The 17639-nt window shown below is 24.9% G+C and carries 14 protein-coding genes; all 14 read right to left on the reverse strand.

Translation table 11 applies throughout. The features are described from left to right. Nucleotides 1-11 precede the first annotated feature (11 nt). The 14 genes from rpsG to cysS all read right to left on the reverse strand — a co-directional run bounded on the left by rpsG (nucleotide 12) and on the right by cysS (nucleotide 17609). Nucleotides 12-482, reverse strand: a complete 471-nt coding sequence (gene rpsG / locus AADV48_RS02115; RefSeq protein WP_341266429.1) for a 30S ribosomal protein S7 — start codon at nucleotides 480-482, stop codon at nucleotides 12-14. Between the two features lie 41 nt (nucleotides 483-523). Continuing rightward, the gene (gene rpsL / locus AADV48_RS02120; RefSeq protein ID WP_341266430.1) at nucleotides 524-943 is read right to left on the reverse strand and encodes a 30S ribosomal protein S12; all 420 of its coding nucleotides are present in this window, start codon (nucleotides 941-943) and stop codon (nucleotides 524-526) included. Nucleotides 944-1102: 159 nt separating this feature from the next. After that, on the reverse strand, nucleotides 1103-5191 hold the full coding sequence (gene rpoC, locus AADV48_RS02125; protein ID WP_341266431.1) for a DNA-directed RNA polymerase subunit beta': 4089 nt from the start codon (nucleotides 5189-5191) through the stop codon (nucleotides 1103-1105). A 16-nt stretch (nucleotides 5192-5207) separates the two neighbouring features. Beyond that, the gene (locus AADV48_RS02130) at nucleotides 5208-8936 is read right to left on the reverse strand and encodes a DNA-directed RNA polymerase subunit beta (protein WP_341266432.1); all 3729 of its coding nucleotides are present in this window, start codon (nucleotides 8934-8936) and stop codon (nucleotides 5208-5210) included. Nucleotides 8937-9078: 142 nt separating this feature from the next. Then, the gene (rplL, locus tag AADV48_RS02135; RefSeq protein WP_341266433.1) at nucleotides 9079-9462 is read right to left on the reverse strand and encodes a 50S ribosomal protein L7/L12; all 384 of its coding nucleotides are present in this window, start codon (nucleotides 9460-9462) and stop codon (nucleotides 9079-9081) included. Between the two features lie 55 nt (nucleotides 9463-9517). Next, the gene (rplJ, locus tag AADV48_RS02140; protein WP_341266434.1) at nucleotides 9518-10006 is read right to left on the reverse strand and encodes a 50S ribosomal protein L10; all 489 of its coding nucleotides are present in this window, start codon (nucleotides 10004-10006) and stop codon (nucleotides 9518-9520) included. A 30-nt stretch (nucleotides 10007-10036) separates the two neighbouring features. Further along, on the reverse strand, nucleotides 10037-10723 hold the full coding sequence (gene rplA, locus AADV48_RS02145) for a 50S ribosomal protein L1 (RefSeq protein ID WP_341266435.1): 687 nt from the start codon (nucleotides 10721-10723) through the stop codon (nucleotides 10037-10039). 41 nt (nucleotides 10724-10764) lie between these two features. After that, nucleotides 10765-11190: a 50S ribosomal protein L11 gene (gene rplK, locus AADV48_RS02150; protein ID WP_341266846.1), complete on the reverse strand. Its 426-nt coding sequence runs from the start codon at nucleotides 11188-11190 to the stop codon at nucleotides 10765-10767. A gap of 174 nt (nucleotides 11191-11364) precedes the next feature. Next, on the reverse strand, nucleotides 11365-11970 hold the full coding sequence (nusG, locus tag AADV48_RS02155; RefSeq protein ID WP_341266436.1) for a transcription termination/antitermination protein NusG: 606 nt from the start codon (nucleotides 11968-11970) through the stop codon (nucleotides 11365-11367). A 64-nt stretch (nucleotides 11971-12034) separates the two neighbouring features. After that, a complete protein-coding gene (locus tag AADV48_RS02160; protein WP_341266437.1) occupies nucleotides 12035-12433 on the reverse strand; it encodes a hypothetical protein in 399 nt (132 codons plus the stop codon). Between the two features lie 19 nt (nucleotides 12434-12452). Beyond that, a complete protein-coding gene (rpmG, locus tag AADV48_RS02165) occupies nucleotides 12453-12593 on the reverse strand; it encodes a 50S ribosomal protein L33 (RefSeq protein WP_341266438.1) in 141 nt (46 codons plus the stop codon). A gap of 105 nt (nucleotides 12594-12698) precedes the next feature. After that, nucleotides 12699-13409 (reverse strand): 23S rRNA (guanosine(2251)-2'-O)-methyltransferase RlmB, encoded by a 711-nt coding sequence (gene rlmB, locus AADV48_RS02170; RefSeq protein WP_341266439.1) that lies wholly within the window; start codon nucleotides 13407-13409, stop codon nucleotides 12699-12701. Nucleotides 13410-13858: 449 nt separating this feature from the next. After that, complete coding sequence (locus AADV48_RS02175) at nucleotides 13859-16201, reverse strand: HAD-IC family P-type ATPase (protein WP_341266440.1); 2343 nt, start codon at nucleotides 16199-16201, stop codon at nucleotides 13859-13861. Between the two features lie 91 nt (nucleotides 16202-16292). Next, on the reverse strand, nucleotides 16293-17609 hold the full coding sequence (gene cysS / locus AADV48_RS02180; RefSeq protein ID WP_341266441.1) for a cysteine--tRNA ligase: 1317 nt from the start codon (nucleotides 17607-17609) through the stop codon (nucleotides 16293-16295). Nucleotides 17610-17639: the final 30 nt, after the last annotated feature.

Genomic DNA, 17639 nt, shown 5'->3' on the forward strand with positions numbered 1-17639 from the left:
TTGCAGACATTTTACCAACGATAATGAGCAAAAGCTTTATTAGCTTCAGCCATACGATGTGTATCTTCTCTTTTTTTAACTGTTATCCCTGTTTTATTAGCAGCATCAATAATCTCTTTTGCTAATTTTTCTTTCATATTTTTTTCGCTTCTCTTTTGAGAATACTGAATTAACCATCTCATTCCTAAAGACTGACGTCTTTCTGGACGAACTTCAGAAGGAACTTGATAATTTTGACTTCCTATAGCACGTGTACGCACCTCTAAAATAGGCATAACATTATTCAAAGCTTCATTAAAAACTTCTATAGGTTCTTTTTTTGTTATTTCTTTAACTCTATCTAAAGCGCCATATAAAATAGTTTTAGCTAATTCTTTTTTACCATCTTTCATAATAGTATTTATAATTTTAGTTATCAATTTAGAATTATAAACAGGATCTGGTAATATATTTTTTTTATAAACGCGTTTTTTACGAGACATTTCAAACAAACTACTTTCTTAAAATTCTAAAATTTTATATTTTATTTTTTATCAACAGTTCTTTTAGTGCCATATTTAGAACGCCCTTGTTTTCTGTTTTTTACACCAGTAGCATCTAAAGCTCCTCTAACTATATGATAACGCACACCAGGCAAATCTTTAACTCTTCCACCACGAATTAAAACTACGCTATGTTCTTGCAAAGAATGTTCTATACCAGGAATATAAGCAGTAACCTCAGTTTTATTACTTAATCTAACTCTAGCAAATTTTCTCAAAGCTGAATTAGGTTTTTTAGGAGTCATTGTGGAAACTTTGATACAAACACCAGATTTTTGAGGAGAATTATATTTTTTAATTTTCTTTTTTAAATTATTAAAACTATATCTTAAAGCTGGTGATTTACTTTTGTAAACTTTATCAACTCTATTTTTCTTTATCAATTGCGGAATAGTTGGCATGGAATATAAACTCCTTTAATATTATTTTTTTATTAAACTAATGATTAATAATTTTTCGATATAATAAATTCACAAAATAAATTATAATCGCATTTCATACATATAATTATAACTTTTTTTATAATAAAAAACATATTAAATATAAAAAAATATATCACTCTAAATTAATTTGTTTTTATTATCAGTAGGATATTTAAACATTGCAGATTCTAAAATACCTGTACCAGCAGGAATCAAACCACCTACAATAACATTCTCTTTTAAACCATATAAATAATCTGATTGGCCTCTAATAGCAGCATCGATTAAAATTTTGGTAGTTTCTTGGAAAGAAGCAGCAGACAAAAAAGATTCACTTTTTAAAGAAGCTCTTGTGATTCCTAATAAAATAGGATATCCAACAGCTAATGTTTTATTTTGTTTAAACATTTCTAAATTAGCTTTTTGAAATTGCTTCACGGAAACTTCAGTTCCTGGTAAAAAAGAAGTATCACCTTCATAAACAATTAAAACCTGTTTAAACATTTGATGTATAATTATTTCTATATGTTTATCATTGATAGTCACACTTTGAGATTGATATACTTTTTGAACTTCTTCTAAAATATGCTTTTGTGTTTCTTCTACATTAGAAACTCTTAATAATTCTCTTAAATCAACCGAACCTGTTGTTAATTTTTGACCAGCATACACGCGCATATTGTTTTGTATTAGAATTTCAGCATTAGAATAAACATCATAAATACATTCTGTATTCGGATCATAATCTGGTGTAATGATTATTTGAGGTGAATTATAATTTATATTTTTTATTTCTTTTACAATACCATCGTATTCACTAATAATTGCTTTTCCTTTAGGCATTCTAGCTTCAAATAATTCTTGAATTCTAGGTAATCCTTGAGTAATATCAGAAATTGCTAAAACTCCACCAGTATGAAAAGTTCTCATAGTCAATTGTGTACCTGGCTCACCAATAGACTGAGCTGCTATTACACCGACAGCTTCACCTATTTCAACGTTTTTATTATTAGCTAAATTCAAACCGTAACATTTCGCACAAATACCATGTTCTGCAACACAAGTTAAAACACTTCGAATTTTTACTTCTTCTATTTCTGATGAAGTAATTTGTTTAATAACGTTTTTATCAATAATTTCATTCTTTTTAATTAATATTTGATTCGTTTTAGAATTTATAATATCCTCAGCAGAAAAACGACTAAAAATTCGTTGTCCTAATGTAATAATTTCCTTATCATCTCTTTTAATTGCTTTAACATAAATACCTTTATCACTAAAACAATCTTCCGTAGTAATAATATTATCTTGTGCTACATCAACTAATCGTCTAGTTAAATAACCTGACTCTGCTGTTTTCAAAGCTGTATCAGTAGAAACCTTACGAGCTCCATGAGTAGAAATAAAAAATTCAGAAACTGTCAAACCTTCTTTAAAAGAAGTTTTTACAGGAATTTCTAAAATTCCTCCTTTTGGACTATTCATTAATCCTCTCATTCCTGATAATTGAGAAAAATTAGAAGTATTTCCGCGAGCACCACTATCACTTATCATAAATAAATTATTATCTTTAACAAATTCTTTAATCAATCCTTCTTGGATTTTATCGCGAACAGTTTTCCATTCTTGAATAACTAAATTTTTCTTCTCTGAAATTGTTAAAAAACCATTATCAAACAAATTTTCTATCTCTATTATTTTATTTTCGACTTCTTCTAGTAATTCTTGTTTTTTAGAATAAACATTAATATCACTATGAGAAATAGTTATCCCAGAAATAGTAGAATATTTAAATCCTAAATCTTTAATATTATCTAATATTTTAGATGTTTCGGTAATATTACTTTTTTGAAATACACGATCTATAATCATAGATACAAATTTTTTTTTAAAAGTTTCAATATATAATGATTCAGATATTTTTTTACGAGGATCAACACCTTTAGGAATGAAATAACAATCTGGTGTTCTAACGTCTAAATTAAAAAGGGTTGGTTCTTGAATATAAGGAAAATCAGAAGGTAATATATTATTAAAAATTAATTTTCCTAAAGTTGTAATTAAATATTGTTCTTTTTGTTCTTTAGTAAAAGCAGAATTAACATTTTTTGTTTGAATCAAAATTTTAGTATGAAGATGAATTTCTTTATTATAAAAAGCTGTTTCAGCTTCTGTTAAATCAGAAAATATTTTACCTTCATTTCTATGTCTATGTTTATGATTTTTAATTTTCGTCTCATCAGAACCTTCTATAATACAGTCTTTTTTTGCTTCAATAGTCAAATAATAATTACCTAAAACCATATCTTGAGAAGGAGATAAAACTGGATTTCCGTTTTTAGGATCTAAAATATTATTAGACACTAACATCAACAAACGTGCTTCAGCCTGTGCTTGTAATGAAAGAGGTACATAAACAGCCATTTGATCGCCATCAAAATCAGCATTAAAAGCCGGAGTTACTAAAGGATGTAATTTAATAGCTTTTCCATCAATTAATTTTGGTTCAAAAGCTTGAATACCTAAACGGTGTAAAGTAGGAGCTCTATTTAATAAAATAGGATGCTCTTTAACTACTTCTTCTAAAACTTCAAAAACATAATCGTCCATCTTGTCGTATAAAGCTAAAGAACTTCTTCTATCAATATTTTTGACTTCTCGTAATTTATTTAAAATAAAAGGTTTAAATAAAATAACAGCCATTATTCTAGGAAGTCCGCATTGATGAATCTTTAATTCAGGGCCGACAATAATAACTGATCTTCCTGAATAATCAACTCTTTTTCCTAAAATATTTTGTCTAAAACGTCCTTTTTTTCCTCTTAAAGCTTCAGACAAAGATTTTAATGTTTTATTTTTTTCCATATTAGAAATATTTTTTTTATTAACTTTAACATTATCAAATAAAACATCTACAGCTTCTTGTAACATTCTTTTTTCGTTTTTAATAATTAATCTAGGAGCTTTTTGTTTAATTTGTTTTTTTAAACGATTATTACGATTTAAAATTCTTCTATATAAATCATTTATATCAGTAGTAGCAAAACGTCCACCATCTAAAGGTACAATAGGTCTTAAATCAGCTGGCAGAATAGGAAGAACATCCATAACCATCCATTCAGGTTTATTATCTGATTGATTAAAAGATATAAGTATTTCTAATCTCTTGATAATATTATTTCTTTTTTGCTTCGATATACTTTTTAAAATGTTTTTTAATTCTGCTATTTTTTCATCTAAATCTAATTTTTCTAACATTTTTTTAACAGCCATTGCACCTGTTAAAGCCACAAAATTAGTACTATTTTCTAAATAATTACCATATTGCATTTCTGAAATAATTTGATCTTTTTCTAAATTTGTATCTCCGGGTGAAATAACAATATAAGAAGCATAGTAAACTATTTCTAATAAATCTTTTGCTTTCATACCTAAAAGAATAGCTAATCTACTCGGAGAACTATTTAAATACCAAGTATGAACTACTGGCGAAGCTAAATCAATGTGTGCCATTCTTTCGCGACGTACTTTTTGTTCTGTTATCTCAACACCACATTTAAGACAAAATTTAGATGATTTAGATACTTTTTTCTTTAAACAAGCGCATTGTAAATCTTTTGAGGGACCAAAAATTTTTGGACAAAAAAGCCCGCCTATTTCCGGTTTTGCAGTACGATAATTAATAGTCTCATAATTAACGATTTCACCATAAGACCATTGTCTAATTTCATCAGGTGAAGCTAAACGGATTTTAAAATAGTCATACTCGCGACTGCCATATTTTTTTTCAAAACCTTTGTCGTCGTGAAACACTTGATTTGATACATCATTTATTTCTTGTTTCATATCTGGTTTTATTTTAAAATCATGTTGAAAAAAAAGAAACAAATCTTCGATGTTTTTTAAATAAGAAGGATGTTCATTTTTAAATAAATAATATATAAAATTATTATCAGCTTCGAAAAGATCACGACAATTGTTAATTTTATTATTACGTAAAATAACAATAACTTCATTTATTAAATTTAAATTTTCTAAATTGAAAGGCAAAAAATTTTGTTTTAATATAAGAATAATTTCATCAAAACATTTTTTATCCAATAAACTATTTAAATCATTCAAAGTATAAGAATTAAAATCTTTTAAAAAATTAATTCCAATCGATTTTAATGTTTTTATAGTTGTTTCAGATAAATGAAATTCTTCAATTTTAATTTTTAATTCCATAACTAATTAATGGCTTTTACTCCTTATTATTGTTCACTAAAGAATGATGCACTGTATTCTCCTTAGTCTTAGCTTCGATAAGTTCTACATATAAACCTAAAGATTGTAATTCTTTTGAAAATACCCTAAAGCTTTCAGGAATAGAAGGTTTTGGCAAAGGAAAACCATTAACTATAGCATTATAAGTCTTATTACGCCCTATTATATCATCACTTTTAACAGTTAAAAACTCTTGTAAAGTATGAGCAGCTCCGTAACCGTATAAACTCCATACTTCCATTTCGCCAATTCTTTGACCACCTGGACCACTACTTCCTTGTCCACGAGTAGCTTGGTTTGTTATTAAAGTGTAAGGTCCTACATTTCTAGCATGTAATTTATCATCTACCATATGTGATAATTTAATCATATATAATGTACCAACAGAAATAGGATTGTCAAAAGGTTCTCCTGTTCTACCATCATATAAAGTTATTTTGCCGTCTAAAGGTAAATTCGCTTCTTTCATGATGTCTTTTAAATCTTCATTATCAACACCATCAAAAACTGGTGTAGCTATTTTAATACCTAATTTTTTAGCAGCTAAGCCTAAATGCATTTCTAAAATTTGTCCGATATTCATTCTACTAGGCACACCTAAAGGATTTAACATAATGTCAATAGTTGTGCCATCTGCCATATAAGGTAAATCTTCTTTAGGTAAAATACGAGAAATTACACCTTTATTACCATGTCGACCTGCTATTTTATCTCCAGCTTTAATTTTTCTTTTTTTAGCAATATAAATTCTAATACTTTGATTAATTCCAGGAGTTGATAAAACATCTCCATTAGCAACAGATAAATATTCTACATTTTGTACAACACCGGCTTCGCCAAAAGGAACTCTTAAAGAAGCATCTTTATAATCACGTGCTTTTTCTCCAATAATAGTATGAATCAATTTATCATAAGGTGTTGGTTCAAAAACCCCTTGAGGAATAATTTTACCTACTAAAATATCACCTTCTTTCACATGAGAACCAGGAATAATAATACCTCTCTCGTCTAAATTTTTAATAGCGTCGGCACTTACATTAGGTACTTCACGAGTAATTTCTTCTTTTCCAGCTCCCTTTTTTAATTCTCTTGCAAAAATTTCATATTTTGTAATATGGATAGATGTATAAACATCATATTTAACTAAATCTTCTGACATAATAATAGCGTCTTCGTAATTATAACCATCCCAAGTCATAAAAGCTACAGTTATATTTTTACCTAAAGCTAATTCACCTTTATCAGTAGCAGGTCCATCAGCTATAATGTCGCCTTTTTTAACATGTTCATTTTTTTTAACAAGGGGTTTATGTAAAATTAAAGTATTTTGATTAGATTTAGCAAAATTAGTTAATTTATAAATTTTTTCTTGTTCATCACTTTTAATAATAATTTTTTGTGAATCAACATAAGAAACAATACCATCTTCTTCAGATAAAACTAAACAACCTGAATCTTTCACTATTCTATGTTCTATTCCTGTTCCTACAATAGGTGATTCTGTAATAAGTAGTGGTAAAGCTTGACGTTGCATATTTGTTCCCATTAAAGCTCTAGAAGCATCATTATGTTCTAAAAAAGGGATAGTAGACGTAGCTGCTGAAACTATTTGTTTTGGCGAAACATCTATATAATGTAATTGGCTGATATCATAAAGTCCAGTTTCACCATTTTTTCGAGCAATAACTTTATTTTGAACAAAACTATTATCTTCATTTAAAACACAACCTGCTGAAGCAATTACTTTGTCTTCTTCTTGAATAGCAGTTAAATATTCGAATTGGTCAGATACTTTATATAAACCATCAATTTTAAATACTTTAAAAAAAGGTGTTTGAATAAAACCATATTGATCTACTTGAGCATAAGTAGTCAAAGAAGAGATTAAACCAATAGAAGGTCCTTCAGGTGTTTCAATAGGACATAATCTTCCGTAATAAGAATTATGAACATCTCTTACTTCAACACCGGCACGATCACGATCAATACCACCAGTTCCTAAAGCAGAAATTCTTCTTTTTTGAGTTAATTCAGCTAAAGGATTAATTTGATCCATAAAATGAGATAAACGAGAACTACCAAAAAAACTTTTAATAACCATTGTCAAAGAAGAAAAATTAACTAAACCACTAGTACTAATTGTTTCAAATTTACTAATAGACATTCTATCTTTGATATTTTTTTCGGATCTAGTCAAACCAATACGAAATTGATTTTTCAACAATTCTCCTACCAATCTTAATCTTCTATTACCTAAATAATCAATGTCATCTTTTTGCCCTATACCATCATATAAATTCAAATAATAACTAATACTTGCTATGATGTCAGATAAAAAAATATTTTTTCTTTTTTCATCTTGATAATTACCAATAACTTTGATAAAACGTTTATTATCATAATCGTCTAAAACATAAACAATTAAAACCTCATTTAAAATAGTTTTTTTATTGTTTTCCTCTTTGGTTCTACTTAAATTATCGTTTTTTAAAAAAAAATCTATAATATGTTCTTCTAAATTATCTATATTTTCTTGTAATATTTGTATAATTTCATTATTTAATAAAGTATCTGATTCTACTAAAATTTCACCAGTTAAAATGTTACAAATATTTTCTTTTATATATAAACGTCCATCTGAATCATTTTTAGAATAAGTTAAAATATTATCATTATCGATGACTTCAGTTTCTAAATTAATTTTTGAATTAATTAATTCTTTTCGAAAATGTTGTCTTTTATTTTTTAATTCTTCAATAACATTTTTAGTTAATAAAGTATCTTTAGGGAATAAAATCTCCCCTGTATTAATATCTTTTAAATCATAAGCTAAAAAAGTTTGCTCAATTCTATTTAAAACATCTAATTTTTTATTTAATTTATACCTACCTACAGATGATAAATCATATTTTTTAGGATCAAACAATCTTTTGCTAATAAATTCACGTGCAGTCTTAACAGAAACTTTTTCACCTTGATTTAATTTAGAATAAAGCTCAATAGTAGCTTCATCGATACTCGATTCACCATCTTTATTAAAGCTCAATTCTAAAAATTGATTTTTACCAAAAACAGACTCAATTTCTTCTCTAGTATCAAATCCTAAAACATGAATAAATTTAGTTAAAGAAATTTTTTTAGAACGATCTAATTTAGCATACAAAATATCTTTATTACTTTGTTCGTATTCAATCCAAGCTCCTCTTGTAGGAATAATTTGCGCTTCATAACGAACTTGATTAAACTTAGCATCTAATTTTTGAGTAAAATAAGTTCCAGAAGAACGTATAATTTGAGATATAATTACTCTTTCTGTTCCGTTGATTATAAAAGTACCTGAAGGTGTCATCACAGGTAAATCCGTCATTAAAACACGGCTATGTTTGATTTCCCCAGTAGACACATTTTCTAATCTTGCATGGACAAATAATTCCGAACAATAACTAAAATCTCTTTTTTTGACTTCTTGAATATCAAATTTAGGATCTTTTAAATAAAAATCATCAAAATATAATTTTAAATTACCATTATAACTTTGTATAGGAGAAATATCATTCAAAGACTCTTGGATCCCTTTTTTCAAAAATAACTCAAAAGAATCCATTTGAGTTTTTATTAAATTAGGCAAATCAAAATCATAATTCATTTTGGAATAATTACGACGTTCTGATTTAGTACCATATTTGATATTACGATATCTTTTCATTTTTTTTAAAACTCCACACTACATAATAAATTATTACTTTTAAAAATTAAATGTACAAAAGAAACAAAACATAAGAAAATTAAAACCTAAGAAACATTATATCTTAGGTTTTAAACAAAAAAAATACTTAAATTACGCAAAATTATTTTAACTCGACAGTAGCTCCTAATTCTTCCAATGTTTTCTTTATATCTTCGGCTTCTGCTTTATTAATATCTTGTTTTATAACAGGTCCTTCTGTATTTTCTGCTAATTTTTTAGCTTCTAATATTCCTAAATTAGTTATTTGGCGAATTGTTTTAATAATTGCAACTTTATTAGCGCTTCCTAAACTTTTCATAATAACTGTAAATTTAGTTTTTTCTGGTTGTTCATTTGCATTATCAGCGTTACTACCGGAGGCAACCATAACACTAGAAGGATCAACACCAAATTCTTCTTTTATACCATCTACCAATTCTTTAATTTCTAACAAAGTCATACTTTTTAAAGCTTCTACAAAAGCCTCTTTAGTTAATTTAGCCATTTAAAATTTCTCTCTATCAATTCAATTTTTAAAACAAATAATTTTATTATAAATATTATTTATTAACCAACATATTCAAAGCAATTGTTAATGTTTTTAAAGAAAACATCATACTTGATGATAACATAGCTAACAAATGTTCTTTCGAAGGTAAAACAGCTAACTCGTTAATATGTTCATAAGAACATATTTTATTGCCCATAATACCTTTGCAAATTTTCAAATTTTCGTTTTGTTTAGCGAATTCACACAAAACTTTAATAGGGGTGATAGAATCTTTTGAACTAAATAATAAAGCTTTAGAATATTTAGATGAAGTAACTAATTCATTATAATTAATCGAACTAAAAGCTCTTTTAAGTATATTATTAGGAAATATTTGAATTCTACTATTAATTTTTCTTAACTCAATACGTAATTCAGTTAAATCGCTTACTTTTGATCCTTGATATTCGAACAAAACAACTAAGTCAGACTTTGTAATATTTTGAATTAATATTTCTACATCTTCTTTTTTTTGTTCAATAATAGTCTGATTTGTCATAACAATAATAATCCTTATTATTCTTTATTTTTAAATGGATTTAAATTCAACTTTAATACCTGGTGACATCGTGGAAGAAACAGTTATAGATTTAATAAAATTACTTTTAACTGTTTTAGGTTTAATAGATAATAAATGTTCATAAAAAAACTTAAAATTATCTAATAAATATTCTTCTTTAAAAGATGATTTCCCTAAAATAGTATGTAAATTTCCGTTTTTATCTATTCTATATTCTATTCTTCCTTTTTTAATATCTTGAACTAATTGAAAAACATTATCTGTTACAGTTCCTAATTTTAAATTAGGCATTAAACGGCGAGGTCCTAAAATGCTTCCTAATTTCGATACTAAAGGCATCATATCTTTAGTAGTTATTAAAACATCAAATTCTAACCAATTTTGAGAAATACGATCAATTAAATCTTGATTCCCAACATAATCAGCACCAGCATCTTCGGCTTCTTTCATTTTAGCACCTTCAGCAATTACAGCAATTTTGAATTTTTTACCGCTACCATGAGGCAAAACCAAAGACCCCTTTAAATTATGATCTGCTTTCTTAGGATCTAATTTTAAAGATAAATTACATTCTACAGTAGAATCAAATTTAGTTATTTGAGTTTTTTTTATTAATTGAAAAACTTCTTCAATTGGATAAGATTTATTAAAATCTATCAATTTACTAACATTTAAATATTTTTTACTTCTTTTCATAATCTAAACACTTCATTAAAAAAATTAATTCTTTCTAAAAATTAATCAATTACTACGATACCCATACTAGCAGCAGTTCCTTTTATTATCTTACAAGCCTGCTCTAATTCATAAGAATTTAAATCAGCAGATTTTTCTTTAGCAATCGTTTCTATTTGTTGATTTGTTAAAGTAGCTACTTTATCTTTTTTAGAATTAGATGAACCCTTTTGGATATTAGCAGCTTTTTTTAAAAGGTCGCTGGATAAAGGAGACTTAACGAAAAAATCAAAAGTTCTATCCTCATAAACATGAATTTTAATAGGAAGTATGAATCCTATTTTATCTTTAGTCTCTTCATTAAATCGAGAACAAAACAAAGGTATATTCACTTGCGCTTGACCTAAAGCTGGTCCTACTGGCGGTGCGGGATTAGCTTTAGCAGCAGGAATTTGTAATTCAATAGTTTTCACAACTTTTTTTGTTATTTTAGCCATTGTAGCAATTAAAAACCTCATTTAGATGAATTTATTAAATTTTTTATTTAATTTATAATTATTTTATACATTCTTTAAAATTTCTATAAAAAATATTAAAGAAAATACAAAAAGATAATTCTTTTAAATTATAACATAAAATATTTGTAATATACTAAAACATTATTACATAATTTCTTTAAAAGAAGACAAAGAAATTTCTATCGGAGTATTTCTGCCGAATAAATCAATTTCTACTATCATCAAATTTTTAGTATCATCTATAAAAGAAACTAATCCTCTTTTGCCTGCAAAAGAACCATTAATAATTTCTACTTTTTTATTAATTAAATGATCATAACTTGGCTTCTCAATAAACCCTGTTTTAATTAAAATAGGGTTTATTTCGCTATCATGCAAAGGAACTGGCATAGAATTACTTCCTTTAGAAGAACCTAAAAAATTAGTAACTTTTGGTAAATTATTAACTATAAACCAAGAATAATCATTTAAAATCATTTTAATAAAAACATAACCCGAAAACATTTTTCTTTCTTTTTCTTGTTTAGTACCATCAGCTTTAATTTTAACATATTTTTCTTTAGGACAAATAACTTCGAATATTAAATGAGACATTTGAGAACCGCTACTATTAACCAGTTTTAATAAATCCTCTTTAACAGAATTTTCATAACCTGAATAAGTTTGGATAATATACCATTTAGGTTCAATATTAGATTGCAAAGTTTCATCTAAAGATTCTTTATGATTTATATATTCTTTTTTTTTCATTTAACATTCATTTTTTCTTATATAAATTTTAATAAAGTAAGAAAGGAGGGTTTATTGCACAATATCAAACTTTATGTACAATATCAAACTTTAGAGGGTTGATTTTAGAATATAAAACTTTAAAAAAATAAATCGTAAATATTAAAACGATAACAAATAAAACAACCTTTATTATTTGATTTATAATTTCTTTAAAAGAAGGATAAATAATAAAACCAACTTCTTTTATAATTTTTTTAAAAAAAGGATAGATTCCGATAATAAAAATAAAATAACAAAAAATATTTAAACCATATAATATTTTTGGTTCTTTTATAACTTGATTAGAACACAAAGTCCTAACTAAACCAAATACAAATACAGAACAAATAACAAAAAAAATATTCTTTAATCTATATTCTTTTCGAATAATATCTAACAAAGGATTAATTTTTTCTTTTTCTGGTGTTGTTTTTAATAACATAAATAATTTTGCTTTCTTTTTACTTTGATTCTTCATGCAAAACATGTTTGTTGCAATAAGGACAATATTTTTTTAAACATAAACTTTTATTGCGATTATGTGCATTAATATGATAATTACGATTCAAGCATTGTTCACAAATTAATATATTTTTTTTCATTATCACCTTTAAACATTTATCTTTCTGTAAATATTAATTATAAAAACTAAAAACAAATTTTAAATATTATAACATTATAACATAACAAAATAAATATCTTAAATTTTAATTTTGTAATGTATACATAAATAAAGCAGCAGCTACACTTACATTCAATGAATTTATATGTCCTTGCATAGGTATCTTAACTAAAAAATCACAATTCTTTTTTAATAAAGGGCGTATGCCTTTGCCTTCGTTCCCTAAAATAACAGCTAAAGAATGATTTTTATCTATTTCTGCTAAAGTTAATTTAGCATTTGAATCGGAACCGATAATAAAAATATTTTCTTTTTGTAAATTTATAATGGTTTTATATAAATTATCTACTAAAAAAATATTAACATATTCTAATGCTCCGCTAGAAGCTTTAGCTACTGCACCGTTTAAAAAAACTTGATGTTTTTTAGATACAATAATTCCTTTGAAATTAGTTGTTTCCATAGTTCTCAAAATAGCTCCAAAATTATGTGGATCATGGATTTCATCTAAAATCAAAAATTTATTAAATGAATCGAATTTAAATTCATTAGATTTCAAAAAAAAAGATAAATCTTGATAAACATAATTTTTAACTTCTGCAACTACCCCTTGATGTTCAAAACTTTTAGATTTTTCATTCAATTGATGTTTATCTACAAATTGATATTTAATATTATTTTGATTTAAAAAATTCAAAAACATTAAATCTTTCATTTTATGATTTATATATAATTTATAAATAGGTCTTTTATTTTTAATAACTTCTGTAATTACATTTTTACCATAAACTATCATTCTATAAAACCTTCTTTAAGAATCTTGAACTACCTTACTATTAAATAAAAGCGATTTTTAATAATTACATTTAATATACTTAAAACTATTTCGGGTCCTTTCCGTGCAATTAGTTATTCTTTCAAAAAATTTCGGGATAGTAATTGATCCGCAACTTTCTTCTATCATTTATTATAATATCATATTCTTTCATTCAGGAGTCCAAAATTATATAAATTATGTAATAATTACAAAGCATAATTTGTTAAATAGCTATTCATTATGTATCATTTTTTTATCTATATTATTAACATTTAAAAAAATCGTTTTTGATTTTTATAAATATATTTATGAGTATAATTTATATTTATAAACATTAGCTGACTAATAATAAATATAGATTCACTTTTAAAAAAGGTTTAAATAATTTGTTGGGATACTTGAACAAGTAATTCTATTTTAATATAAATTTAAAAAATGCTTTTAACTAATATTTTTAATTCATTTATATTATATTTAAGTAAAAAAGCACTCATAAAACCAAATAAAACTGAAAAAATTAATATTTTTTTCCATTTATTAAAAGGGATACAATTATGTATCAAAAGAATAAAAAAGATAAAAGCACTAAATAAATTAATTAATGTGGATATATCTTTATCTATATCGTTGCTATTGTGAATATTAAGATCAAATTTGAATAATAAAAAAATATAAAATAAAAGTATTAAAGAAGAATAAGCACAAGCTTTCGGCAAAACAATTTTAAAAAAATATTTACTTGTTTTTTTATTATTCATTTCTAATGCTAGAAAAAAAGAAGGCACACCAATAAAAAAAATATCAATTAAATTAAATTGTAAAGGGTTTAATGGGAATTTAACATGTATTTGATTTTCCTTTTGAACAAAATAAAAAATTAAATTACAAAATATAGTAGCAATTGCTAAGAAAAAGGATGTAACGGTTTTTGATAAAAATAAAACAGAAATTTTTTTTAAATTGTTAACAACTCGTCTTCCTTCAGTAACTACTTTAGGTAAGGAACTAAATTGTGAATCGAGTAAAATCAAATTAGCAGCATTTTTGCTTGCTTCATTACCTGATGCCATAGCAATAGATACATTGGATTCTTTAAAAGCTAAAATATCATTAACACCATCACCTATCATTGCTATATTATAATTTTGTTTTCTTAAATTTTGAATAATAATTTGTTTTTGTTTTGGAGTAGCTCTGCCAAACACATTGTATTTAGAAGATGCATTTATTAAAGCTTCATCATCTAAATTAACTAAATTAATCGATTCTTGAGATGATTTAATAATTTTTAATTTTTTAGCAATACAATTTACTGTATCTGTATTATCTCCTGAAATAATTTTGACATTAATACCATTTTGAGTAAAATAATTGACAGTTTCTAAAGTATCTTCTTTTATTTGTTCTTCTAAAGCAATCAAACATATAATTTTATAATCGGTATTATCATTAATATTTTCTAATAAATCATCTGTTTGTGCCAAAAGTAAAACTCTAAATCCTGATTGAACTTGTTGTTGAAAATCTTTTTGAATTTGGTTAAATTTTTGTTTTAAAATAAATTCAGGTGCGCCTAAAACAAATGTTCCCTTTGTATCTATTTCTACTGCACTATATTTATTAATACTAGAAAACGGTTTAGTATTTAAAATTGTGTAATTTTGTTTTTCGGCATTTTTAAGTAATTTAGAAGTACAAAACTTTGCATATAATGCTTTTTGTGTTGGATTATTATCAGGAAAAGCATTAATAATTGTAGCTATTAAATTATCAGAAAATAAATTAAAATTTGGATATGTTATAACTTGTTTTACTGTCATTTCGCCTGTTGTAATAGTTCCTGTTTTATCCAAACATAAAACATCTATTTGAGATAACATTTCAATCCCAAAAAGATCTTTTACATAAGCATTCTGTTTAGCTAATTTAATAAAACCTATAAATAAAGTAGTACTTGTTAATAAAAATAATCCAGAAGGTATCATAGCTATAATACAACCACATATTTTTAAAACAGATTCTGTATCATCTAAATCAATTTGCTTTGGAAATAAACATAAAGTTAAAATTGTAGGAATAGATAAAAAACACACGAAACAAACTAATAAATATAAACTTTTTAATAAAGGTGTTTCAATTTTTTTATATTTTTTAGCTTCTTTAGTTAATTTAGAAATATACATTTCGGAACCTACACAAAAAACTTCTGCGTAAGCACTACCACTGACAACATAACTCCCCGAATATAAAATATCTCCTTCTTTTTTTACAATAGATTTGGATTCACCTGTCAAAAGAGATTCATCAACTTCTAAAATCCCTTTTTGAATTTTAGCATCAGCAGTAATTTGTGTCCCTAATTCTACAAAAAGAATATCATTCAAGACAATATTATCGATGGGTGTTTCTATCAAAACTCCATCTCTAATAACTTTTGTATAATTTAATTTTAATATAGAAATTTTATCTAAAGTTATTTTAGCTTTAATTTCTTGAAAAATATTAATAGATAAATTAAACATATTAATTACTAAAAAAAACAATTGATCAAATCTTCGTATATAAATAATAATACAAACAACTATAAACAATAAAAAATTAAAAAAACTAAAAATATTAGTTAAAAAAATACTTAAAAAACTTTTATTAATGTTACAAGTAATTACATTATTTTGTTTATTTTTTATTTTGTATTTTACTTCTTCAGACGTTAAACCTTTTATTTTAAATGCGGGATTATTTTTTTCTATTTTTATCTTTTTATCATTCATATTATCAATTATATATAATTTTATTATAATTATTTATAAAATAAAATAAAAATTGTTTTAATTTATATTAATATTTACAAAATATTTTTTATTAAATTAACATTTCTTTTGTTAAAATATTTCTCAAACGATCAGATTCCGCAAAATCTTTTTTGTTTTTTGATTCTAGCCATAAATTATAAATTTTAATATTTTCAACTGTAATCTTTTTTAAATGAATATCGATGCTTAAATTTTGGAATATTTTTATTAATGTTTTTTGTAATTGAGATAAATTTTCTAATTCAACAGCTTTATTTATTTTCTTCAATATTTCTTCAATCAAAGTCAAAACATTGGGAGTATCAAAATCATTTGAAATTAAAGAATTAAATTTACGAATATAAACGGGGTCAACATCTTGATTATGAATTCTATTCAAAAATAACTTAAAATTATTTTTATTTAAAATATAAATCATTTTGTTATATTTAGATTCAATATTTGCCATTATTTCATCGCTATAATGAATAGGTTGTAAATAATGATAAGTTAAAAAAAACATTTTAATAACATTAGAATGAAATTTTTTTAATAAATCTTTTGTTAAAATACAATTGCCTAAAGATTTACTCATTTTAGTTTTGTTATAATCAACATGCCCTAAATGCATAAAAAAATTAGCTAATTTTTTTTGTTCTGTGGCCCAAAATTGAGCTTGTTCATTCGCATGATGCGGGAATTTTAAATCAATGCCGCCGCCATGAATATCTATGGTATTATCAAAAATATTTTTAATCATTACAACACATTCAGTATGCCATCCTGGTCTCCCAGGAAACCAAGGACTTTCATATTGAATTCCGATTTTAGTTTTTTTCCACAAAACAAAATCTTTTGTATTTTTTTTCTGAATATCTAATTTTTTTCTAACGTTTTTTTTTAATTGAGTTAAATTTTGGAAACTTAATAAATTATAATGAGGAACCAAGTTAGTTTGAAAATAAATTCCTTCTTTTGTAGTATAAGTATATCCTTTATCCATTAATTGCTTTATATAAGAAATAATTTCAGGAATATAATTAGTTACTAAAGGCATTTCATCAAATGTTTGAATTTCTAATTTAGATAATAAATTTAAAAAATAATCAATATATGTTTTAGATATTTGTGTTTCTGAAAGTTGACTATCTAATGCTTTTTGAATAATTTTATCATCAATATCAGTAATATTAACTATTAAACGTACTTTCTTTCCTAAAGAAGAAAAATATTTTTTTACAAAATCAAAAAAAATTAAATTCCTTATATTTCCTATATGTAAATGATCATAAACTGTGGGACCACAAACATAAATATTAATTTCTTTTTGTTTTAAAGAATAAAATCTGTCTTTTTTAGCAGTTAAAGAATTATAAATTTTCAACATAACATCTTTTTTTTATTCCTTGGATATTTA

Origin of the sequence: Candidatus Phytoplasma fraxini, from assembly GCF_038024965.1 — a bacterium.
GTDB classification, from domain to species: domain Bacteria; phylum Bacillota_I; class Bacilli_A; order Acholeplasmatales; family Acholeplasmataceae; genus Phytoplasma; species Phytoplasma fraxini.

Bases quoted from the DNA above. Each gene is read 5' to 3' on its own strand.
- rpsG (WP_341266429.1), bottom strand. From the start codon at position 482: ATGTCTCGTAAAAAACGCGTTTATAAAAAAAATATATTACCAGATCCT.
- rpsL (WP_341266430.1), bottom strand. From the start codon at position 943: ATGCCAACTATTCCGCAATTGATAAAGAAAAATAGAGTTGATAAAGTT.
- rpoC (WP_341266431.1), bottom strand. From the start codon at position 5,191: ATGGAATTAAAAATTAAAATTGAAGAATTTCATTTATCTGAAACAACT.
- AADV48_RS02130 (WP_341266432.1), bottom strand. From the start codon at position 8,936: ATGAAAAGATATCGTAATATCAAATATGGTACTAAATCAGAACGTCGT.
- rplL (WP_341266433.1), bottom strand. From the start codon at position 9,462: ATGGCTAAATTAACTAAAGAGGCTTTTGTAGAAGCTTTAAAAAGTATG.
- rplJ (WP_341266434.1), bottom strand. From the start codon at position 10,006: ATGACAAATCAGACTATTATTGAACAAAAAAAAGAAGATGTAGAAATA.
- rplA (WP_341266435.1), bottom strand. From the start codon at position 10,723: ATGAAAAGAAGTAAAAAATATTTAAATGTTAGTAAATTGATAGATTTT.
- nusG (WP_341266436.1), bottom strand. From the start codon at position 11,970: ATGAAAAAAAAAGAATATATAAATCATAAAGAATCTTTAGATGAAACT.
- AADV48_RS02160 (WP_341266437.1), bottom strand. From the start codon at position 12,433: ATGTTATTAAAAACAACACCAGAAAAAGAAAAAATTAATCCTTTGTTA.
- rpmG (WP_341266438.1), bottom strand. From the start codon at position 12,593: ATGAAAAAAAATATATTAATTTGTGAACAATGCTTGAATCGTAATTAT.
- rlmB (WP_341266439.1), bottom strand. From the start codon at position 13,409: ATGATAGTTTATGGTAAAAATGTAATTACAGAAGTTATTAAAAATAAA.
- AADV48_RS02175 (WP_341266440.1), bottom strand. From the start codon at position 16,201: ATGAATGATAAAAAGATAAAAATAGAAAAAAATAATCCCGCATTTAAA.
- cysS (WP_341266441.1), bottom strand. From the start codon at position 17,609: ATGTTGAAAATTTATAATTCTTTAACTGCTAAAAAAGACAGATTTTAT.